A 22800-nucleotide genomic window follows, 5' to 3' on the forward strand; every position below is an offset into this window, starting at 1 on the left:
AAAAAGAAATTTTTATACATTATTCAACAGTTTGTAAAAATTGTCTCACTGATTCACTTATATTTTGACTTTTAGCAATTGCCGAAATAATTGATATACCATCTGCCCCGGCATGAATTATAGATGGTGTATTATCTAAATTGATGCCGCCAATCGCAACAATAGGAAAATCATTAACGTAATGTCTTAATTGTGTAATCATTTCTGGACCAACCGGCAAACTTGCATCATCTTTAGATGTCGTTGCAAACATTGGACCGACGCCTATATAATCAACATATTTCAAATCAGAATTTAAGTACTCATCTACATCACCTACACTCAGACCAATGATTTTATTTTCAAATTGTTGTGCAAATTCATTTACTTCTAAATCATTTTGCCCTACATGAATACCATCTGCATCAATGTCTTTAGCTAAACTCACATCATCATTTACTATAAAAGGTACATCGTATTGATGACACAAAGAAAGTAATTGTTGTGCTAACTTCACTTTATCATCACCTACTAATGCAGTTTCCCCTTTCTCTCTATACTGAAATAGCGTTATACCTGCTTCTAAAGCTTCAGTTACAACATCAATAATCGATTTATCTTCTGCAACATCTTGCGTTCCACAAATAAAATAAAGTTTTAGTTTATTTTTATCAAACATTATTGCACCTCTTGACTGCGTATTAAATTCAAATAATCATCATATGTGACTTGATATAATGCATTCATTAATTCAACCATAAATGCGCCAGGCCCTCGATTATCCGAAATTTTTTCAGCTTGTTCAGCGACAATATTATATACAGTAACTGCTTCTACCAATTGATTTAATTGTGGTTGCTGGTTAGATTTTAAAAAGCTAGCTATCACAGCACCTAATAAACAACCCGCACCTGTCACTTTTGCAAGCATAGGCGAACCATTAGCCAGTTTCACAATTTTATCTTCATGCACTACAATATCTTCTTTACCTGTGATAACAATTGCTGTCCCAAATTGTTTATGAGCTTTTTCAGCAATATTTACAGCATCCAGATTCATTTCGCTATCTGTACCTTTCATCTGTGTATCATTATCAATAAGTGTTAAAATTTCTGATGCATTACCTTTGATAACTGCTACCTTTACTTCATTTAAAAATGTCTCACAAAAATCTTTGCGGTATTGTGATGCCCCTACAGCAACAGGATCAAAGACGATTGGTGTTCCAATTTGATTAGCTACCTTCGCAATTTTTAAAATATCTGACTCTTTATCTTTAGTCAGCGTGCCAATATTAATCAGTAAAGCATTTGCGTGTGTTAACATATCTGACGCTTCCTCTGGTGCTTCACTCATTGCAGGACTTGCACCTAAACTTAATAAGCCATTTGCGGTAAAATTTTTAACAACATCGTTTGTATAACAAATAACTAACGGGTTATTATTTCTGAGTGCTTCTAAATTATTCATCATCTAATCCTACCTCTTTCATATATGCAAAATGATTAACTGGTCCCCTACCTTGACCAATTTCAGGTGTGTGTTTAATACTTAAAGAAATGAACTGTTTTGCTTTATTCACTGCTTCATATATTGTTTTGCCTTTTGCTAATTCTGCAGTAATCACTGCCGAAAAAGTACATCCGGTACCATGCGTATGTTTTGTATCATATCGAGGTTCTTCAAAAGTATATACATTTTCTTTAGTGAATAAATAATCTTTAGCGAAGTCTAAATCCTCTGAATGTCCACCTTTAATTACAACACCTTTGCTGCCAATTTCATTAATGAAAATGTCACCTGCTTTATAAATTGATGCTTCATCTTGTATCGTTAATCCTGTTATTTCCTCTGCTTCAGGCAAGTTTGGTGTTGCCACAGTAGCATAAGGTAATAAAATGTTTTGCAAGTCAGCTTTAGCATCCTCATCCATCAACGAGTCACCACTTTTAGCTAACATTACAGGATCTATCACATAAGGGATCTCTGGATATTGCTTTAAATAATATTGTATTAATTCCATCATTTCTTTTGAAGCAATCATGCCTGTTTTCAACGCATGAGGCAACTCATCATCAAAGATACTTTCTAATTGCTCGGATAACCAACTTGTTTCTATGTTATGAATATGTTGAACGCCTTTTGTGTTTTGCGCTACGATACTCGTAATCGCGACCATACCGTATACGCCACAAGCATGAAATGATTTTAAATCTGCCATGACGCCTGCGCCACCCGTTGGATCAGTGCCTGCTATAGTTAAAGCAATTTTAGGTTTATTCATTATTAACCCCTCCATAAGGCCATTCTTCTTCCGTGAATGACATATTAAAAAATTTACGCTCATGAACTGTACTCTGTAAGAAACAATCTTTTATATCATCTTTCTCTTGTTTCGTACAATTTTGTGTCAATTTATCCATTAAATTATCAAAAACATGCACAAGTTCATCCATTTCGGTACTATAAAATTCAAACCATTTTGCCAAAATAGAATTGGTATTCAAAGTATTGTCTTGTAACGCTTGTTGTGCAATAACTTGATACACATATGGACAAGGCGCCATGGCGACAATTGTATATGCTCGCATTTTCTTTAGCAAAAGCATTAAAATACATATGTTTAATATAGTGATCGCCACTCGGTGGCCAAACTTTTTCTTTTACTATTTCATTGTAAGGTTCATTTACATATTCAGCCAATATTTCGTGTGCCTCTACTTCTCCATCAACTATAAATTGGATCTGCTCAACTAAAAATTTCACATCTTCCATTTGCTCCATTTTAGGTATAAGTAATGCGTAAATATTAGCAAACTCCTTTAAATAAGATGCATCTGCTCTTAAATAAAATTTAGTAGCATCTTTCGATAAATGACCTTGTAACATTTCTTGTATAAATGGATCATTATAGATGTCATCAATAATAGGCTTGGCATCTGTTTTTAATTCTTTTGAAAATAACACTTTAAGTCCTCCTAAATATAAAAAAACTACATTCCAAGTAAGAATGTAGTTAATTAATAGAAAGGCTAAGCAATTCAATTATAAATTAAACTACTTTCCTACGTTGGCATTAACCAAATCAGGTCGTAAGGGTCTGAACTAAATCATCTCAGCCATAAAGGCTCCCCTAGTAGATTTTCATATATTATTATTTCTTTAAACATAACAAATGTAGTATGACATTGCAAAAGAACGTACTTCAATAAAAAGTCTATGTTGTATATATCATAGAAATTGTACATTAACTAACTAGAAGGTGTAGTTATCTCAGCAGAAAATATGCACAAAAAAGTGCCAACAAAGTTTCTGACTTTGTTGGCACTGTTCTATATTATTAATAATTAATTACTGACTAAATTATGCAGTAACCCATTGTGAAGCGCCCGCAGTGTTATAAAGTTTAACTGCTGCCGCATCTTGTACTGATTCAGGTGCTTCTGTTGGAGATACACCTTGGTAAGCTGCTGGTGCTACTGAATCCCAAGTACTTTGTAGGAATTGGTATTTACCTGCCGCACCTGATGATGGGTTAACAGCGTTAAGGTCGCCGCCTGATTCACGTTGAGCAATTGCTTGTAAATGAGAGTTAACATTTACTGATGAACCACTTGAAGCTTCACTTGATTCTTTTGAAGCAGATTCTTGTTGTGGTTGTTGAGTTGTTTCAGTTTTTGGTGCTTCTTGTTGAGCTGGCTCTGCAGCTTGTTCAGCTGGTGCTTCTTGTTGAGCTGGCTCAGCCGCTTGTTCTGCTCGGTGCTTCTTGTTGTGCGGGTGCTTCAGTTGATCCTCCACCAAAGCTCCGGCTAAAGTTTGTACCATCTGATTCAAAGCTATAGTCTGTACCATTATAATTAAAATCTATGTCATAAGCGCCTTCTTGTACAGGTGCTTCATTTAATTGTTCTGAATTTGATTGCGCTAATTGAGCTAATTCTGCTTTGTCTACGCCTTGTTCTGAAGCGTCAGCTGAATTTACTGCTCCTGTTACGCCTAATCCTAGTGCTAAAGTTGATGCGATTACTGTTTTTTTCATTGTTAAAAAGTCCTCCTATAAGGTGATTAATTTATTTTATGATTAATTTGCAAGTACAACTATACCATTCAAAAATTCTTTGTAGGTTACAGTGAAATAAAAAAATAAGCTTTTTTTACAACCTAATTACATCAACAATACTCATTTTTATGTATATTTAAGCATATAAGCACTATCATGATAACCTTTTGTACTATTATTGGCCCTATAACCTTGTAACATCTTCGTAATTAAACTGATTATTCTGTATTATATAAATGCTATAACTCGCATTTTTAAGATGTTTTGTGAATTGAAATTTACAGTGCTTTTACATTCCTTTATTTTTTGTCGCATATATTTATGGATATAATATGTAAAGCTATTCCTCTAGATTGGGCATTATTAAGAGGAATAGCCTGAAAGAAGTATAATTGATAGTAGGATTTAATGTATATTAATTGGAATAGTTTAATGTGGGATAAATTTTAAGTGGGAGTTTATACAATTTCGTATATATCATTTTCTTGAATATTAATTTCGTTGAATGATTCATGTTCTTGCTCTAATGGGAATGGTTCAAAAAGTTCATCAGTTTCATTTTTAATTCGTGGAGACATGAATTTAATTGTTTCAATATAAAGTTCTGATACAAAATGCATCTGTCCTTCTTTTTCAAATTTACGTGATTGCATTTGTCCCGTAATACCTACAAGTGATCCTTGATTGATATACTTTTCAATATTGTCGGCAATTTTACCAAATGCTTTACAATACAAGTAATCACAGACTGTATTTTGATCTTTATCTTTATAGTTTCTATTTACCGCTACACAAAAGGTAGCTAATTTCTTGCCCTCCTTTTCATAAATTTTGGGATCTTTTGTTAATCGTCCTACAATGACGATGTTATTAATCATAGGTCACCTCCTTTGTGTTTTAATCATAATTAAATTTATAAATTGAGTCAAAACTCACTTTTCCATAAACTAAAAAGTAAATTACTACTAATTTCTACAAATTTCACCTTTCTCTTTTGAAATTACGTTATAATGATTATATAAATGCAATTATAGTAGATTTTAAATTAATCAATTGGATGTGAAGACGATGAAAACATTTAAAGCCGTTCGATTTCAAATCGTATCAGAAAATGGCGGAGTTACTGAATATGAATTAGAAGATGGAGTCATTATAAATAAAGAAAATAGTGGTACTGGTCAGGTTGCTTGAAATCGTCATTTCAGACTTCCATTATGAAACTATGAAACAGCATATGAACAATGAAGATCTCTTGGATATTCGCGTTGTCATTACACGTCCTGCTAATGACCACGCGCTATTTGACGCAACGATTAAAAACATTAGTCAATTAGATGGCACTATTTCTGTAGTTTTTGAGTGTCACATCTATACTTTGAGACAAGTTTATGCAGAAAGTTTATTAGAACAATTGATTGATGAAGGCCTAACTGGTGAAGAATTGAAAAAATCATTTAATCGTATGATGCAATCTAAACCAAGACTTAAAGATGAAAGATTCGAAAAGTAAATACTAAACGCAAAAATGCCTTAAGGATTTAGTGAAATTCACAAATCCTTAAGGCACTTTATTTATGCTTTATCTTGTATTGCAAATGTTAATTCACAACTACATGCAAGTTGACCATCAACAGTTGCTTTCGCAGTCCCTTTTCCAATTGGTCCACGCATCTTCGTTATTTCAACTTCTAACTGCAAAGTGTCACCTGGTGTGACTTGTTTTTTAAATCGACATTTATCGATACCCGCAAATAATGCAAGCTTGCCTTTATTTGCATCACTATTTAAAATAGCTACCGCACCTGTTTGTGCTAGGGCTTCTGTAATTAATACGCCTGGCATAACTGCAAATTCAGGAAAATGTCCTTGGAAAAATGGCTCATTCCCAGAAACTTGTTTAATAGCAACACAACGTTTGCCCTCTTCATATTCAATCACGCGATCAATTAATAAAAAAGGTTGTCTGTGTGGAATAATATCTTTAATTTGATTATAATCGAAAATTGTCTCCATCGTTTGCTTCCTCCAAATCTTCTTTCGTTGCGAGTTCTATATTAATACATTGAAGTATTATTTTTGTGTACGTTTGATATCGGCACCTAAAGATTTTAATTTACCATGTAAATCTACATAACCTCTATCTAAGTGTATTAACTCAGTAACTTGGGTTGTGCCATCGGCTACAAGTCCTGCTAAAATAAGTGCCGCATGCTGCACGTAAATCTGTTGCTTTTACTTGAGCGCCTTGAAGCTCACTTTTACCTTCAATTTTTGCGCTTCTACCTTCAACCTGTATCTTAGCGTTCATGCGTTTGAATTCTCCAACATGCATAAATCTATTTTCAAATACTGTTTCAGTCACTACTTTATGGCCGTCTGCTGTAAGTAACAGTGCCATCATTTGTGATTGCATATCTGTTGGAAAACCTGGATGAGGAAGTGTTTTAATATCTACAGGATTTAATGGACCATCTGCTGTAACACGGATCGTATCACCTTGATAATCTAAATTTACGCCCATTTCTTCTAATTTATAAACTAAACTTGTCATGTGTTCTTTGATAGCTCCGTTTACAATTATATCACCACGTGTAATTGCACCTGCAATAAGTAACGTTCCCGCTTCAATTCTGTCAGGAATAATCGAATGTTCCACACCATGTAATGCTTCAACACCATGAATAGTTATCGTATCCGTACCGGCGCCTACTACATTACCGCCCATTTCATTGATATAGTTTGCTAAATCAACAATCTCTGGTTCACGTGCTACGTTTTCTAATACTGTTTTACCTTCAGCTAATGATGCGACCATAATGATATTCTGAGTCGCTCCTACACTTGGAAAATCTAAGTGAATTGAAGTACCTTTCAATCCATTTTCAGTGCCGGCATAAATAAAACCACCGTCCATATGGATATCGGCACCCAACTCTTCAAAGCCTTTGATATGTTGTTCGATAGGTCTTGAACCAATTGCACAACCACCTGGCAATGCAACTTTTGCATGACCTAGACGAGCTAATAATGGACCCATTACAAGTATACTTGCTCTCATTTTACTCACATACTCATATGGTGCCTCTTCATTTAATTCCTTTGTAGCATCAACAGTGACAGATTCTTCTTCTTTATTGTATGAAACATCTGCGTTTAATGTTGAAATCACATTATTAATCGTCTCCACATCACTAAGTGCTGGTACATTCATAAGTTTACTAACACCTTTTGATGCTAATAGTGAAGCAGTTAATACTGGTAATACAGCATTTTTTGCACCTGATACTTTCACTTCACCAGTTAATCTATTTCCACCATTAATCTCTATCATATCCATCTTAAATCCTCCACTTAACTACTTTTATATTTCATTAAAATTCATCTTTTTTTATGTACTCTTAAATTATTATATCTGTAAACCAAACAAAGATACAGATATTTGAATTATTGTGCTAAATATTTTATTTGAGTTGAAAATTGTAGTAAATCTACAATAAAATTACTTACTGCTGTACCTAACAATATTGCTAAAAATATCATACATATTTGTACTTGAGCTGGATACCCTTTTTTAAAAAATTGCTCTAACCTTATTGAGTTAAGTGCCCAATAAGCAAGACAAATACAAAGCACATGTAAGATAAGATGTACAACTGAAAATTGTCCTAAATACTCCATAAGCCATACTCCTCACTTGATACTATTCAACTATTTTACACGAAATTGGCTCTAAAAGATACTTAAGAACAGCGATCAAACCCCTAATATAACTAAATGTTATATTTTGCTATTCCCTAATAGCATAAAAGATATTCATATTAAATATAAAGATAAAAATATTTTATGTATATCGCGTGATAAAATTTTCTATATAGTAATTAAGCCAATTTATTTATAGGTCATCCTTCAATAAAATTTACGAACTATGAGCATGTTGAAATTTTTTATAATAAAAAAATGAAGTCCCTGTTGTTAGGAACTTCAAATTTCAAATAATATTTATTGTAAGTTAGCGACACGAATACGGTTGTTAGCACGTTCTAACGCACGCTTAGCTCTACTAATGTCACTATTATCTTCTTCATTATTTATATGAGATTCTGCTCTAGATTTAGCTAATTCTGCTCTAGCTACATCTATTTCGTTAGCAGGTTCTGCAGTTTGTACAATAACCGATAATTTATCTTGTCTAACCTCAACAAAACCTTCACTCACTGCAATATATTCTGAACCATTATCAAAGTTAATTTTGACATAGCCAATTTCAAGTGCTGCAACTGTTGGAATATGTCCATACATGACACCGATCTCACCTGCAGTTGTTTGGAACACTGCAAGATTAACATCTTCTCGGTTGTTAACAGAACCATTAGGAGTGACAATATTTAGGCTTAATGTGTTCATTATCCATACCTCCTAATTTTTAAACTTCAACACCCATGTCTTTAGCTTTAGCAATTACTTCTTCCATACTACCAACAAGACGGAATGCATCTTCTGGGATATGGTCATACTCGCCATCTAAAATTGCTTTGAAACCTTCTACAGTTTTTTGAACTGGAACGTAAGAACCTTTTTGACCAGTGAATTGTTCTGCTACGTGGAAGTTTTGTGATAAGAAGAACTGAATACGACGTGCGCGTTCTACAGTTTGTTTATCTTCTTCCGATAATTCATCCATACCTAAAATAGCAATGATATCTTGTAACTCTCTATATTTTTGTAGAGTAGATTGTACATCACGTGCTATTTCATAATGATCTTGTCCAACAATTGTTGGGTCAAGTGCTCTTGAAGTAGATGCTAACGGATCAACCGCTGGATAGATACCCATTTCAGTTAATTTACGTTCTAAGTTTGTAGTTGCATCTAAGTGAGCAAATACTGCTGCTGGCGCAGGGTCAGTATAGTCATCGGCAGGTACGAATACCGCTTGGATTGAAGTAACCGAACCTTTGTTTGTTGATGTAATACGTTCTTGTAATTGTCCCATTTCTGTACCTAATGTTGGTTGGTACCCAACAGCTGAAGGCATACGACCTAACAATGCTGATACTTCTGAACCGAGCCTGTGTAAATCTGAAAATGTTATCAACGAATAGTAATACATCTTGTCCTTGTTCGTCACGGAAATATTCTGCCATTGTTAAACCAGATAATGCTACACGCATACGTGCACCAGGCGGTTCATTCATTTGACCGAATACCATTGCAGTTTTCTTAATAACACCACTTTCGCTCATCTCGAAGTATAAGTCATTACCTTCACGTGTACGTTCACCAACACCCGCAAATACAGAAATACCACCATGTTCTTGAGCAATGTTATTAATTAATTCTTGAATTAATACAGTTTTACCAACACCGGCTCCACCGAATAAACCGATTTTACCACCTTTGATATATGGTGCTAATAAATCGATGACTTTAATTCCTGTTTCTAAAATTTCAACTTTAGTAGATAATTCATCGAATGCGGGTGCTTCTCTATGAATTGGATCACGTCGAACTGAATCTTCAATTTTTTCATCTAAATCAATTGTGTCGCCAAGTACATTAAATACTCGACCTAGTGTAATATCTCCAACTGGTACGCTGATACTTTCACCACTATCTCGAACTTCTGTACCACGTTTAACACCATCAGTTGAATCCATTGCAATCGTACGTACTACATTATCGCCAAGTTGTAATGCAACTTCTAATGTAAGCGTGACAGTACCTTCATCTCTTTCAACGTCGACTGTTAAAGCATTGTTAATTTCTGGAACTTCATTGTGCTCAAAGCGAACATCAATTACTGGACCCATAATTTGTGTTACACGGCCTAATCCCATGCTTTTTTGCCTCCTTTAATAATTATTCAAGCGCAACTGATCCACCAACAATTTCAGTAATTTGTTGAGTGATTTCTGCTTGTCTAGCTCTGTTATATTCAATTGATAAATCATCAATAATCTCTGTCGCATTATCAGATGCATTTTTCATAGCAGTCATACGCGTCGCATGTTCACTTGCTTTTGCATCTAAAATCGTTCCATATATTAAACTCTCTACATACTGAGGTAGAATAACGCTTAAGATTGCTTCTTTGTCTGGCTCAAATTCATAAGAAGACATTTGACCATGTCCTAAACTTGAATCTTCTGGAGACAATGGAAGTACGGTTTTCATGGAAGGTGTATTTTCTAATACACTGACGAAATGACTATAGTAGATTTTAACCTCATCTACTGCTTCATCGCTATATAAATCTACCGCTTTTTTAGCGATCGCTTGTATTTCTTTAAATGAAGGTTGATCAGGTACTTCAACAAGTGAATCATGAATTTCATAACCTTTATTTTTAAGGAAGTCCACACCAGTTTGCCCTAATACTAAAATTGAATATTCATCTTTGCTAGCATGTTTATTCTCAATATCGTTAACTAAATGCTTCAATACATTTGCATTATACGCGCCGGCCAAGCCTTGATCACTTGTAATGACAATATAGCCACTTTTCTTCACTTCACGTTGTTGTAACATTGGATGATTTGAATTTTTATCTGCACCGAGCAACCGCAGTAATTGCATCTTGCATTTTTTCCATATAAGGTCTGAATTGATTTGTATTTCTTTCAGCACGACGCAATTTCGAACTTGAAACCATGTTCATTGCTTTCGTAATTTGTTTCATCTTTTTAGTTGATTTTATACGTGTATCAATCTCTTTAAGAGATCCCATTATCTCACCACCTTTTATTTACTATAACTATTATGCTTCTGTTTTACTGAAACTTTTTTGAATTCAGTAATAGCTGATTCAAATGCATCTTCGTTAGGTAAAGCACCAGAAGTTTTGATTTCGTCTAATAATTCAGAGGCATTTGATTTCGCCCATTGATTTAATTCTGCTTCAAAACGAGTGATATCTTCAACTGGAATATCATCTAAATAACCTTTAGTTAGAGCATAGATAATTAATACTTGGTTCTCTACAGGTAGTGGTTGGTTTTTATCTTGTTTTAAAATTTCAACTGTACGTTTACCACGTTCTAATTTTTGTGCAGTAAATTCATCTAAATCAGAACCAAATTGAGCAAATGATTCTAATTCACGGAACGACGCTAAGTCTAAACGTAAAGTACCCGCAACTTTTTTCATTGCTTTAATCTGTGCAGAACCACCAACACGTGATACTGACTGACCAGCATTGATTGCGGGTCTTACACCCGAGAAGAATAAGTCTGATTGTAAGAAAATTTGTCCATCAGTAATTGAAATAACGTTTGTTGGTACATATGCTCGCGATGTCGCCAGCTTGTGTTTCGATAATTGGTAATGCAGTAATTGAACCGCCACCTAATTCATCGTTTAATTTTGTTGCTCTTTCTAATAATCTACTATGTAAGTAGAACACGTCACCAGGGTAAGCTTCACGGCCTGGAGGTCTACGTAATAGTAATGATAATTCACGATAAGCCGCAGCTTGTTTTGTTAAATCATCATAAACAATTAATACATCCTTACCATCAAACATGAACTCTTCAGCCATAGCTACACCAGAATACGGTGCAATATAAAGCATTGGTGTTGGATCGGTTGCAGAAGCAGAAACAATAATTGTATAATCCAACGCGCCTTCTTGACGTAATTTTTCAACGTTTGTACGTACAGTTGAATCTTTTTGACCGATTGCAACATAAATACAAATCGTATCTTGGTTTTTTTGGTTTAAAATCGTATCAATTGCAACTGTCGTTTTACCAGTTTGACGGTCGCCTATAATTAATTCACGTTGACCACGGCCAATTGGTACTAATGCGTCAATCGCTTTAATACCTGTTTGTAATGGTTCATCAACTGATTTACGATCCATGACACCAGTTGCTTTTTTCTCAACTGGGCGTGTCTTTGTTGTGTTAGCAGGTCCTTGTCCATCTATTGGTTGTCCTAATGGATTAACAACACGGCCAAGTAATTCTTCACCAACAGGAACTTCCATAATACGTCCAGTACGTTTTACTTCGTCCCCCTCTTTAATGTCGCCGTAAGGGCCTAAAATTACGACACCTACATTTGACTCTTCTAAGTTTTGTGCTAAACCTAGAACGCCGCTATTAAATTCTACTAGCTCACCAGCCATAACATCATTTAATCCGTGGATTAATGCTATACCATCACCTATTTGTAGTACTGTACCTACATCAGTAACAGCCATTTCTGACTCATAATTTTCTATTTGTGAGCGAAGTAATGCACTGATTTCTTCAGCTTTAATGGCCATCTATGTCACTCCTTAAATTTTTATTTCACTCTAATAAATTGTTTCTCTAATTGTGCAAGATCATTTTTAATACTTGCGTCCATGACTTTCGTTCCAACTTTAACTCGGACACCACCGATAAGGTCTGGATTGATTTTATTTGTAATCATGATTTTAGAGTAATTTGTACGTGATTTAATTATTGTATCAATACGTTCTAAATCTTCATCTGACAATTCATATACTGATTCAACTACAGCATATTCCTGATTGTGATGTTGATTAAATAAAGCTTCAAATTCTATATATATTTCATGAATGTAAGAAAGATGACGGTTACTTGCAAGAATCGTTAACATGTTTTGTAAGTATTGATTGGCATGACCAAACACTACTTTTGCAAAACTACGACGCTGTTGTACATCTTTTTGTGGATCTGCATCCAATGCTTGTAATTTTTTTGTTTCAGGTTGTACTGCTTCGTTGATTGTTGAAAATTCTTCGTACATCATTTCAAGATTGTTTGTGTCTTTAGCAGTATCAAATAAAGCCTTGGCATATTTTTTTGCTATGATAGCCATTATTTATCGCCTCGCCTCTTTAATGTACTTTTCAACTAATTCTTTTTGATCTTTGCCTGAAATTTCTTTTTGAAGTACTTTTGATGCAATCAGTACTGAAAGTTCAGAAACTTGATTATTAATATCAGCAATTGCACGTTCTTTTTCACTGTTGATTTCATTCTGTGCTGTTTCAATCATGCCATTTGCTCTAATGTTTGCTTCATGAATAATTTCTTCATGTTGTTTGCGGGCTTGGACTTTAGAATCTTCTAAAATCTTTTGAACCTCATCTTGTGTTTCTTTTAGCGTTTGTTTGTTTTGTTCTTCTAACTTCTGTGCATTTAATTTAGCTTGTTCAAGCATCATCTATATCTTTATTAATATCATGTTCACGTTGATCCATTACACCTTTTAACGGACCCCAAGCGAATTTTTTCAATAAAGCTACTAATATAAGAAAAGTTACAAGGGTAACAAGAATTGTTCCCCACTGAACACCACTAGTGTCAGCCGCACCAAGTACGAACATATTTGTCGTAGCAGTCACTTACATAGACACTCCTTTCATTCATTATAATTATAAGTCATATGGATAAAAACGAACGGCGAAAGTCAACAAGACTTCGCCATAAAACTGGTTTAATTATAGTGACATGAAAGCGATAACTACACCGATGATTGGTAGTGCTTCAACTAAGCCAACACCAATGAACATAATACCCATTAATTGACCACGTGCTTCTGGTTGACGTGCTACACCTTCTACTGTTCTTGAAACGATAAGACCATTACCAATACCTGCACCTAGTGCTGATAAGCCGATTGCGATTGCTCGCTGCGATTAAATTCATTTATAAATCCTCCTAATTTTTCTTTTTAAAATTTTTTAATTAATGACTGTCCTGAACTTTATGGGACATGTATACCATTGAAAGCATTACAAAAATATAAGCCTGAATCGTACCAATAAATATTGAGAACCCTTGCCAAACAATTAAACCTGGGATACCTATCAACCATCCCCATGCTGGGAAACCGATAACTAAACCTGCTAATAAACCAAGCAGTAACTCACCCGCAAAGATATTACCGTATAGTCGTAAACCTAATGTCAATGTTGAAGTGAATTCTTCAAAGATATTAATAGGTAATAAGAATATAGGCTTAGTATAGTTCTGGAAGTATCCTTTTGGACCCTTCATTTTAACACCGTAATAGTGTGTTAAAAGGATAACTAAAGTTGACAATGTCAAAGTAACAGTTGCATCAGCTGTTGGTGATTTCCACCACAGTGTATGACCTGAAATTAATTGAAAAGGTAATCCAATCATATTACTGACAAATATGAAGAATATTAATGTAACAGCAAGGAAATGGAATTGACCACCTTTAGACCATGCCATGTTACTTTCGATAACTCCTCTTACAAAGTCAAAAACCCACTCTATAAAGTTTTGCTTACCAGATGGACGTTTCTTGAGGTTGCGTGTACAAATAATAGCTATGACAAAAACAATAAGCGCTGTAATAACCAACATCATAATTGATGATAGGTTAAACACGATGTCTAGACCGAATACATTCCAACTGACTAGAGGGTCTTTATGATCCATGCTTTCTCACCTCTTTCATATTAAGATTTTATTCCTTGTGTAAAAACGGTTTCAAAACCATTAACACATAAGAAATCATTAAACCAATAACCACACCAATTATATTTATATAGTCCTTATAAAAATACCAAATACAACATGCAAGAATCACAACCAAATATCTCCAAACGTTGCCCGTTGAAATATGTATATTATCTTTTTGTTTAGCTTTCGCTAAGTAAAACTCGAAAGTAAAAGTATTAATAAGTGATCCAATCATGCCTATGATAAGTCCTAAAATAAATGGCGAACTTGTGAAAATAAACACAAATAACAGTACAACTATACCATATAAATAAAATTGTATATACTGTTGAAAAATGATGTTGAAACGTTTCATTACTGTGCCTCACTTCATTTTTTCATTCAATGATGAAAACCATTTCAATCATACAGTTTTAATAATAATATAGGGCGGTAAAGGTGTCAATTCTATTCAAAATGTAGTTTAATTTTTTATACACTTGTCACAAAAACGACACATTTACCACTATTAATATTTAAAAAAACTAGGTTTTTTTGGAATTAGATGAAAATAATACTTTATATTTTCACAAATTCTATTTGATGCATTTCCATCACCATAAGGGTTGCGCGCTTCACTCATTGATTTGTACAATTGCTTGTCTTCCAATAATGCTTGCGTAGCATCAAAAATCATTTGCGTATTTGTACCAACAATTTTCAGTGTGCCTGCTTCTACACCTTCTGGTCTTTCAGTTGCTTCTCTTAAAACTAATACCGGTTTACCTAGAGATGGTGCTTCTTCTTGAACTCCACCTGAATCCGTTAATATCAAATAAGATTGATGCGCAAAATTATGAAAATCAACTACTTCTAATGGTTCGATCAATTCAATTCGATCATGATTAGATAAGTATAAATCTGCAATGCTTCTTACTTTTGGATTTTTATGTACAGGGTAAACGACTACTACATCTTCATATTTATCAACAATATCTCTTACTGCTTTAAAAATGTGCTCCATTGGCGATCCAATATTTTCACGTCTGTGGGCAGTTAGTAAAATAATACGTTTATCTTTATGTCTGTCGATAATATCAGATTGATAATGTTCATGTATGGTAGTCTTCATGGCATCAATTGCAGTATTCCCAGTAACTACTACAGTATCTGACGGTTTATTTTCCGCAATAAGATTTTCTGCAGCATTATTAGTAGGGGCAAAGTTCAAATCTGCCATTACCCCTACCATTTGTCTATTCATTTCTTCAGGAAATGGAGCATATTTATCCCAAGTTCTTAACCCTGCTTCCACATGGCCAATAGGAATTTGATTATATAATGCTGCCAAACTTCCAGCCGAAAGTTGACATGGTGTCACCATGCACAAGTATCATATCTGGTTGCTCTTCCTTAATAACGTCCTCTAATTTAGTCAAAATACGAGAAGTAATTTCAGATAATGATTGGCCTTGTTTCATAATATCCAAATCGTAATCTGGCGTAATATGAAAGCTTTCCAATACAGAATCTAACATTTCTCTATGCTGTGCAGTAACTACTACTATCGGTTCCAACTCAGCATCATCTCGCAATGCTAATACAAGCGGCGCCATTTTCACTGCCTCAGGACGTGTCCCGAACACAGTCATTATTTTCTTCATTCTACTCCACTCCTGGGTAAAACTATTTTGTTCCGAATAAACGGTCTCCAAGATCACCTAAACCAGGTGTAATGTATGCATGATTATCTAATTTCTCATCTAATGCGGCTATAAAAATATCTACATCTTCATGTGCTTCTTGTAATTTTTCTACACCTTCAGGCGCGACAACTAAACACATAAAACGAATGTTTTTCGCACCACGTTTTTTAAGAGAATTGATTGCTTCAATTGCTGAAGCACCTGTCGCTAACATTGGATCTACGACTACAATTTCTCTTTCTTCGATATCTTGGGGTAATTTCACAAAATATTCAACTGCATCAAGTGTTTCAGGATCTCTATATAGACCCACGTGACCTATTCTCGCTGCTGGTACTAAGTTTAAAATACCTTGTGTCATACCTAACCCAACTCTTAAAATTGGTACAAATGCTAATTTTTTACCCGTTAATCTTTTAGCTACCATTTTAGTAACCGGTGTATCTATTTCTACATCTTGTAATTCTAAATCTCTTGTTACTTCGTATGCCATTAACATACCTACTTCATCTACTAATTCTCTGAATTCTTTAGTCCCTGTATGTACGTCTCGAATGTAACTTAATTTGTGTTGAATAAGTGGGTGATCAAAAACATGTACTTTGCCCATAATTTACTTCCTCCAATTTTAATTGTATAAAGGATGTTTTGTAGTTAATGCTTTAACTCTTTCTTTTCCTTCTTCTAATGCTTTTTCATCTTCTGGATTTCTTAAAACTAAACTGATGATTTTTGCAACTTCTTCAAAAGCGGCTTCATCAAATCCACGTGTTGTTGCAGCAGGCGTACCTAAACGAACACCGCTTGTTACAAATGGTTTTTCTTGATCAAACGGAATTGTATTTTTATTACATGTAATACCTACAGCATCTAATGTTTCTTCAGCTACTTTACCAGTGATACCTACTGAACCTTTAACATCTACAGATACTAAATGATTATCTGTGCCGCCTGAAACGACTCTATAGCCTTCTTTAGTTAATGTATCTGCTAACGTTTTAGCATTATTAACTACTTGTTGCTGATATGTTTTGAAGTCGTCTTGTAGTGCTTCACCAAAAGCAACTGCTTTCCCGAGCAATAACGTGTTCTAACGGGCCGCCTTGAATACCAGGGAAGATTTTTTTATCAATTTGCTTTTTGTACTCTTCTTTACATAAAATCATTCCACCACGAGGGCCGCGTAATGTTTTATGTGTTGTAGTAGTTACAAAATCTGCATATTCAACAGGGTTTTGATGTAAACCAACTGCAACTAAACCTGCAATATGCGCCATATCTACCATTAATTTTGCCCCTACTTCATCTGCAATCTCTTTGAATCGTTTGAAATCAATAGTTCGAGAATAAGCAGATGCGCCCGCGACAATTAATTTAGGTTTATTTTCTTTAGCTACTCTTAACACTTCATCATAATCAATTTGTTCATTTTCTTTGTCTACGCCATACTCAACAAAGTTATAAAATTGTCCACTAAAGTTAACAGGCGAACCATGTGTTAAGTGACCACCATGACTTAAATTCATACCTAATACAGTATCACCGTGTTCTAATGCTACTAGATAAACAGCCATATTTGCTTGTGACCCAGAGTGTGGCTGTACGTTAACGTGTTCAGCACCAAAAAGTTGTTTGGCACGTTCGATAGCTAATGTTTCAGACACATCCACGTATTCACATCCACCATAGTATCTTCTGTTTGGATAGCCTTCAGCATATTTGTTCGTTAATACTGAACCTTGCGCTTCCATAACTGCTTCAGAAACAAAGTTCTCTGAAGCAATCAGCTCGATATTGTTATTTTGACGGTTAAATTCATTTTGAATCACTTCATATATTTCTTTATCTTGCTCTTGAATAAATGACATAGGTAAATCCCCCTCGTTCTGTATTAGTTATATTTTGCTCTTTCGCCACCAATTTTCTTAGGTCTTGAAGAAGCGATTGTAACAACTGCCTCACCAATCTGTTTAATACTTGTACGTTCTGGAATGGCTACATGCGCAATATGCATGCCAATTAATGTTTGACCAATATCAATACCTTTTGGCACTGTTATTTGTTCAACAACCATTGGATCTTGCATATGTTGGTAAGCATAAGTTGCTAAGCTACCACCTGCATGAACATCTGGTATAACAGACACTTCTTCCATTGTAAGGGGATTGAACTTAGACCTTTCTATCGTTATTGCCCTGTTAATATGTTCACAGCCTTGAAATACAAAAGAAACATTTGTATCATTCTCAATTTCCTTTAATGCTTCAAATATTTCTTGTGCTACATCCATAGAACCTACACTACCTATACGCTCACCAATTACTTCGGATGTAGAACAACCAATCACACATAATTCATCTGCTTTAAAGAAAGACTTAGTCTTTAACTCATTTAACAATAACTTTAGATCTTCCATTCTCCCACCCCTTTTAAAATAATGATTTAAAAAAAGTATTTAAACACCTTGATGCTATGAGACATACAAGATTAGACGATAGCAATTTCGCTATACGTATATTATTATAACGTATTTAGCTACTCACTCATACTACTTTAACAAAATTATTACTTTAATATTTTATTTTTTAAAGTATCTATCAACAAATTTAATTCATTATATATTTTATTATAATCATATAACGTTCCACCATATGGATCAGTGATTTCTCCTTCTTGTTGAACATATTCCGTGATTGTATACACTTTTCCTGCTTCTCCATATATTTGTTGTATCGTTTCTTTGTGCGATTGTGACATTGTTAATATTAAATCAGCATTTAAATCCTCTACAGTAAAACATTTAGCATTATTCGGTAATGGTAAATGATGTTCATTTATAATGCTCAGTGCGTTCTGAGACGTAGGCTGACCCTCTTGAGCAAAAACACCTCGTGATTCTATGATATATTCAGGCATTTTTGCTTTGGCAATACTTTCAGCCATTGGACTTCTACACGTATTACCAGTACAAACAAAAATTATTCTCATAGTTGATCTCCTTTAACAATGGTTTGACTTGCGGCTTTCATCATTCTATTCATAATCGCTACGGTATGATCAGTGATATCAAAGCCATAAATAAATGCTGTTTTAATTTGTTCATTTTGGTCGATATGATGCAATATTTTATAAAGGTTATGATTCGCACCTCTAATATCATTTTCATTTTTACACAATTCTATAAAAACGGACCCTTCAGGGACAAGCGCTCGCTTATCACTTGGAACGATAAATGCTGTTTGACTCCAATCTTTTTCTTCTGAAGGTTTTACATTGAATGCTTGAACAATTTGTAACGGTGTATCTGGCGCATAATGTTTATATTTCATTCCTGGTGCGATTGGTTTATCGTTATCAAAAGTGTTTGCTGTAGATACGCTATTAGGTAACACCGCTTCAATCATCGGTTTTGTTATTGAACCCGGCCTAGCAATTCTAAATGGAAACTGTGTGCAATCTAACACAGTACTTTCCAAACCTTCTTCACTTTGATCACCGTTTATCATGCCATTGATACGACCATTTAAGTCTGAATAAACGTGCTCAAATGTTGTAGGAGAAGGTCTACCACTTAAATTTGCGCTCGGTGTCGCTATTGGTATGTCTACAAATTGTAAAATTTGTCTGCCGATTGAATGGCTTGGCATTCTAACAGCAATTGATGATAAACCACCACTTACACTTTCACATAAGTATCCTTTTTTAAGCGGTAATATAAAAGAAATTGGTCCAGGCCAAAAATGTTTCATCAATAATTTAATTTCGTCTGTTATATCTTGTGTAAAATGCTCTATTTGTTTTAAGTCATGTATATGTACAATCAACGGGTTATCTGAAGGTCTACCTTTCGCTTCATATATCTTTTTGATTGCTTCAGCATTTCTCGCGTCCGCACCAAGACCATATACTGTTTCTGTTGGTATTGCAATCAAGCCTCCTTGTTCAAAGATGTGCTTGATTTCATTTATATCTGGAAATTGATTGATTTCATTTTTATACTGTTGTAAATCCCAAATCTTCGTTTCCATTTAGTCCCTCCATTTCTTCTCATGATCCATTTTAGAATAAAATAAAAAGTTATGCACTCTCATGATTTATCATGTTCAGTACATAACTTCTTATTACCACTCGAAAGAAATAATTCTATCGTTATTATTAATATCTTTTATAATTTGAACATCTAATGAAGGATATTTAGATTGTATTCTTTGTTTCAATGTTTGACCTTGTTTATAGCCAATTTCAAAAACGACCCTTGCATTCGGCAGAAGTACTTCCGGTAATTGATTTAATATTGCATCATAAACCTTATACCCATTATCTTCTGCAAATAATGCAGAATGCGGTTCATACTTCAATACTGTGTCATTCATCAGGGCAGCTTCACTATCATCAATATAAGGCGGATTAGAAATTAAACCATTTACTTTTATACCTTGTTCTATTAAAGGTTCTAATGCATCACCCCGCAAAAAGTGAATATCTACTTGATGATTAAGCGCATTTTCTTGCGCTACAGCTAATGCCGCATCATATAAATCTGTAGCATAGACAGTTAATGAACGATTCATCTTCTTGAGTATAATTGGAATATTGCCACTGCCTGTACCAATATCAACAATTGTATCATTCGAATGAATTTCGTGATAAAAGTGTAACATGACTTCCTCAGTTTCAGGTCTAGGTATTAAACAATCTTCAGTCACCTTGAATGTTTCACCATAAAATGATTGGCTTCCAACAATATACTGAATCGGTTCACCTTTTAACATTCGAACTTCAGCGTCGTCATATAAATTTAAATGTATATCCGACATTACTTCATCCTTATGCATCAAATAATCCGCTTTACTCCATTGCAATAGATCTAACATCAACCATTCTGCTCGAGTAGTTTCAATGTCTAGTTCAATGCATTTATTTTTTGCATTAGTCAGTCGTGTTTTATAATTCACCATTGTTAAGTTCTTTCAATTTATCAGTTTGTTCAGCTAATGTTAATGCATCTATCACTTCGTCTAATTTCCCTTCCATTACTTGATCTAACTTCTGAATCGTTAAACCAATACGGTGGTCAGTCACTCGACTTTGAGGATAATTATACGTTCTAATTCGCTCTGAACGATCACCAGAACCTACTGCCGATTTACGTTGCGCTGCATATTTTTGTTGTTCTTCTTGTAATTTCATATCAAATAAACGTGCTTTCAAAACCTTCATAGCTTTTTCACGGTTTTGAATTTGTGATTTTTCTGAAGATGTTGCAATGATTCCAGTCGGAATATGTGTAATACGTACAGCTGAATCCGTAGTATTGACATGTTGTCCACCCGCGCCACTTGAACGATAAGTATCTACCTTAATATCTTCGTTACGTACTTCAATTTCTACATCTTCAACCTCTGGTAGTACTGCGACTGTAGCAGTTGATGTATGGATACGTCCGCCAGATTCTGTCTCAGGTACGCGTTGTACACGGTGGGCGCCATTTTCATATTTCAACTTACTATATGCGCCTGATCCTGAAATTGAGAAACTAATTTCTTTATAACCACCATGGTCACTTTCAGCGGCTTCTACAATTTCTGTTTTATAGCGTTGTGCTTCAGCGTATTTAGAATACATTCTAAATAAATTCCCTGCAAAAATTGCAGCTTCATCTCCACCAGCAATGACACGTATTTCAACAATAACGTCTTTCTCATCGTTAGGGTCTTTAGGAATAAGTAAAAATTTAAGGTTCTCTTCTAGTGCGGGAACTTGATTGTTAAGTGATTGATGTTCTTCTTTTAACATCTCAATTTCATCACTATCTTTTGTTTCTTTCAACATTTCTTCTATTTCAACGATGTCTTCTTTAACTTGTTTATAATTGCGATATACTTCTACAGTTTTTTGTAGATCTGATTGTTCTTTTGAATATTTTCTTAAATTATCTGGATCGCTTACTACATCTGGATCACTTAACAATTCATTTAATTGTTCATATCTTTCTTCTACGATATCTAATTGATCAAACACTACATTTCCTCCTTCATATTATTACTTGGTGCGACAATATGATGCGCTCTGCATCTTGGTTCATAACTTTCATTTGCACCAACTAATATAACTGGATCATCTATTTTTGTCGGGTTACCATCAATCAACCTTTGCGTGCGGCTTGAAGATGCACCACAAACAGCACAAACAGCTTGTAGTTTAGTCACTTCTTCACTTACTGCTAGTAGGTGTGGAATAGGTTCAAACGGTTCCCCTCGGAAATCCATATCTAATCCCGCTGTAATGACTCTATGGCCTTTTTTAGCTAATTGTTCAACAATATTAACTACACCTTCTTCAAAAAACTGCACTTCATCGATGCCTATAACATCTGTATCTGACAAATCGTGCTTAAGTATCTCAGCCGCTGTCGAAATATTAATTGCTTCAATAGCGTTGCCATTATGAGAAACAATCTTATCTTTATGATAGCGGTCATCTATAGCCGGTTTAAATACAACTACTTTTTGCTTAGCATAAAGGCCTCGTCTTAATCGACGAATTAACTCTTCAGATTTACCACTAAACATGCTTCCAGTAATACATTCAATCCACCCGGAATGATAAGTTTCATACATTATGCGTT

Annotated in this window: 18 protein-coding genes, 11 pseudogenes and 1 riboswitch; of the genes and pseudogenes, 1 reads left to right on the top strand and 28 read right to left on the bottom strand. The window is 34.6% G+C overall.

Annotation, left to right across the window (positions count from 1 at the left end; genetic code table 11):
- Positions 1-19: 19 nt before the first annotated feature.
- From thiE to ABLV90_RS14155, 6 genes and pseudogenes are all read right to left on the bottom strand, one after another.
- Positions 20-658 (bottom strand): thiamine phosphate synthase, encoded by a 639-nt coding sequence (thiE, locus tag ABLV90_RS14130; RefSeq protein WP_427706855.1) that lies wholly within the window; start codon positions 656-658, stop codon positions 20-22.
- Positions 658-1449, bottom strand: coding sequence for a hydroxyethylthiazole kinase (thiM, locus tag ABLV90_RS14135; protein WP_460872887.1), 792 nt, complete (start codon positions 1447-1449; stop codon positions 658-660). Before thiM ends, thiE begins: the two co-directional genes overlap by 1 nt.
- Complete coding sequence (gene thiD, locus ABLV90_RS14140) at positions 1442-2263, bottom strand: bifunctional hydroxymethylpyrimidine kinase/phosphomethylpyrimidine kinase (protein ID WP_460872803.1); 822 nt, start codon at positions 2261-2263, stop codon at positions 1442-1444. The genes thiM and thiD overlap by 8 nt, the downstream gene beginning before the upstream one ends.
- Positions 2256-2946 (bottom strand): annotated as a pseudogene (tenA, locus tag ABLV90_RS14145) (thiaminase II). The gene thiD and the pseudogene tenA overlap by 8 nt, the downstream one beginning before the upstream one ends.
- 78 nt (positions 2947-3024) lie before the next feature.
- A riboswitch (TPP riboswitch) is annotated at positions 3025-3124 on the bottom strand.
- A gap of 218 nt (positions 3125-3342) precedes the next feature.
- Positions 3343-4018 (bottom strand): annotated as a pseudogene (locus ABLV90_RS14150) (transglycosylase family protein).
- Positions 4019-4497: 479 nt separating this feature from the next.
- A complete protein-coding gene (locus ABLV90_RS14155; protein ID WP_069817686.1) occupies positions 4498-4917 on the bottom strand; it encodes a single-stranded DNA-binding protein in 420 nt (139 codons plus the stop codon).
- Between the two features lie 190 nt (positions 4918-5107).
- On the opposite strand from ABLV90_RS14155, the pseudogene ABLV90_RS14160 reads away from it, so the two are divergent.
- Positions 5108-5549, top strand: a pseudogene (locus ABLV90_RS14160) (YwpF family protein).
- A gap of 62 nt (positions 5550-5611) precedes the next feature.
- On the opposite strand, the gene fabZ reads toward ABLV90_RS14160, so the two are convergent.
- The 22 genes and pseudogenes from fabZ to ABLV90_RS14270 all read right to left on the bottom strand — a co-directional run bounded on the left by fabZ (position 5612) and on the right by ABLV90_RS14270 (position 22792).
- Positions 5612-6052 (bottom strand): 3-hydroxyacyl-ACP dehydratase FabZ, encoded by a 441-nt coding sequence (fabZ, locus tag ABLV90_RS14165; RefSeq protein ID WP_046466130.1) that lies wholly within the window; start codon positions 6050-6052, stop codon positions 5612-5614.
- 57 nt (positions 6053-6109) lie between these two features.
- Positions 6110-7376 (bottom strand): annotated as a pseudogene (gene murA / locus ABLV90_RS14170) (UDP-N-acetylglucosamine 1-carboxyvinyltransferase).
- 107 nt (positions 7377-7483) lie between these two features.
- Entirely contained in the window at positions 7484-7717 is a 234-nt protein-coding gene (locus ABLV90_RS14175) for a DUF1146 family protein (protein WP_046466132.1), read from the bottom strand.
- A gap of 321 nt (positions 7718-8038) precedes the next feature.
- Positions 8039-8443, bottom strand: coding sequence for a F0F1 ATP synthase subunit epsilon (locus ABLV90_RS14180; RefSeq protein ID WP_002507082.1), 405 nt, complete (start codon positions 8441-8443; stop codon positions 8039-8041).
- 19 nt (positions 8444-8462) lie between these two features.
- Entirely contained in the window at positions 8463-8873 is a 411-nt protein-coding gene (locus ABLV90_RS14185; RefSeq protein WP_460872888.1) for a hypothetical protein, read from the bottom strand.
- An 18-nt stretch (positions 8874-8891) separates the two neighbouring features.
- Positions 8892-9876: pseudogene (gene atpD / locus ABLV90_RS14190) on the bottom strand (F0F1 ATP synthase subunit beta); the annotation flags it as partial.
- 22 nt (positions 9877-9898) lie between these two features.
- A pseudogene (gene atpG / locus ABLV90_RS14195) lies at positions 9899-10766 on the bottom strand (ATP synthase F1 subunit gamma).
- A gap of 30 nt (positions 10767-10796) precedes the next feature.
- Positions 10797-12308, bottom strand: a pseudogene (atpA, locus tag ABLV90_RS14200) (F0F1 ATP synthase subunit alpha).
- Between the two features lie 20 nt (positions 12309-12328).
- Complete coding sequence (locus ABLV90_RS14205) at positions 12329-12868, bottom strand: F0F1 ATP synthase subunit delta (protein WP_046466136.1); 540 nt, start codon at positions 12866-12868, stop codon at positions 12329-12331.
- Positions 12869-12871: 3 nt separating this feature from the next.
- A pseudogene (locus tag ABLV90_RS14210) lies at positions 12872-13397 on the bottom strand (F0F1 ATP synthase subunit B).
- A gap of 96 nt (positions 13398-13493) precedes the next feature.
- Positions 13494-13701: pseudogene (gene atpE / locus ABLV90_RS14215) on the bottom strand (F0F1 ATP synthase subunit C).
- Positions 13702-13740: 39 nt separating this feature from the next.
- Positions 13741-14463, bottom strand: coding sequence for a F0F1 ATP synthase subunit A (gene atpB, locus ABLV90_RS14220; RefSeq protein ID WP_046466137.1), 723 nt, complete (start codon positions 14461-14463; stop codon positions 13741-13743).
- Positions 14464-14491: 28 nt separating this feature from the next.
- Positions 14492-14842, bottom strand: a complete 351-nt coding sequence (locus ABLV90_RS14225; RefSeq protein WP_427706844.1) for an ATP synthase subunit I — start codon at positions 14840-14842, stop codon at positions 14492-14494.
- 153 nt (positions 14843-14995) lie between these two features.
- Positions 14996-16130, bottom strand: a pseudogene (gene wecB, locus ABLV90_RS14230) (non-hydrolyzing UDP-N-acetylglucosamine 2-epimerase).
- 22 nt (positions 16131-16152) lie between these two features.
- Positions 16153-16782: a uracil phosphoribosyltransferase gene (gene upp / locus ABLV90_RS14235; RefSeq protein WP_460872804.1), complete on the bottom strand. Its 630-nt coding sequence runs from the start codon at positions 16780-16782 to the stop codon at positions 16153-16155.
- Between the two features lie 18 nt (positions 16783-16800).
- A pseudogene (gene glyA / locus ABLV90_RS14240) lies at positions 16801-18040 on the bottom strand (serine hydroxymethyltransferase).
- 23 nt (positions 18041-18063) lie between these two features.
- Positions 18064-18588 (bottom strand): TIGR01440 family protein, encoded by a 525-nt coding sequence (locus ABLV90_RS14245; protein WP_069817680.1) that lies wholly within the window; start codon positions 18586-18588, stop codon positions 18064-18066.
- Between the two features lie 149 nt (positions 18589-18737).
- Entirely contained in the window at positions 18738-19160 is a 423-nt protein-coding gene (locus ABLV90_RS14250) for a low molecular weight protein arginine phosphatase (protein WP_427706837.1), read from the bottom strand.
- Positions 19157-20200 (bottom strand): L-threonylcarbamoyladenylate synthase, encoded by a 1044-nt coding sequence (locus ABLV90_RS14255; protein ID WP_460872805.1) that lies wholly within the window; start codon positions 20198-20200, stop codon positions 19157-19159. The genes ABLV90_RS14250 and ABLV90_RS14255 overlap by 4 nt, the downstream gene beginning before the upstream one ends.
- Before the next feature lie 93 nt (positions 20201-20293).
- On the bottom strand, positions 20294-21130 hold the full coding sequence (prmC, locus tag ABLV90_RS14260) for a peptide chain release factor N(5)-glutamine methyltransferase (protein WP_460872806.1): 837 nt from the start codon (positions 21128-21130) through the stop codon (positions 20294-20296).
- Entirely contained in the window at positions 21117-22193 is a 1077-nt protein-coding gene (gene prfA, locus ABLV90_RS14265) for a peptide chain release factor 1 (RefSeq protein ID WP_460872807.1), read from the bottom strand. Before prfA ends, prmC begins: the two co-directional genes overlap by 14 nt.
- A complete protein-coding gene (locus ABLV90_RS14270; protein ID WP_460872808.1) occupies positions 22193-22792 on the bottom strand; it encodes a thymidine kinase in 600 nt (199 codons plus the stop codon). The genes prfA and ABLV90_RS14270 overlap by 1 nt, the downstream gene beginning before the upstream one ends.
- Between the last annotated feature and the right edge of the window lie 8 nt (positions 22793-22800).

It is taken from the genome of Staphylococcus sp. 2S1, assembly GCF_046721335.1.
In the GTDB taxonomy this organism is placed as follows: Bacteria; Bacillota; Bacilli; order Staphylococcales; family Staphylococcaceae; genus Staphylococcus; species Staphylococcus equorum_A.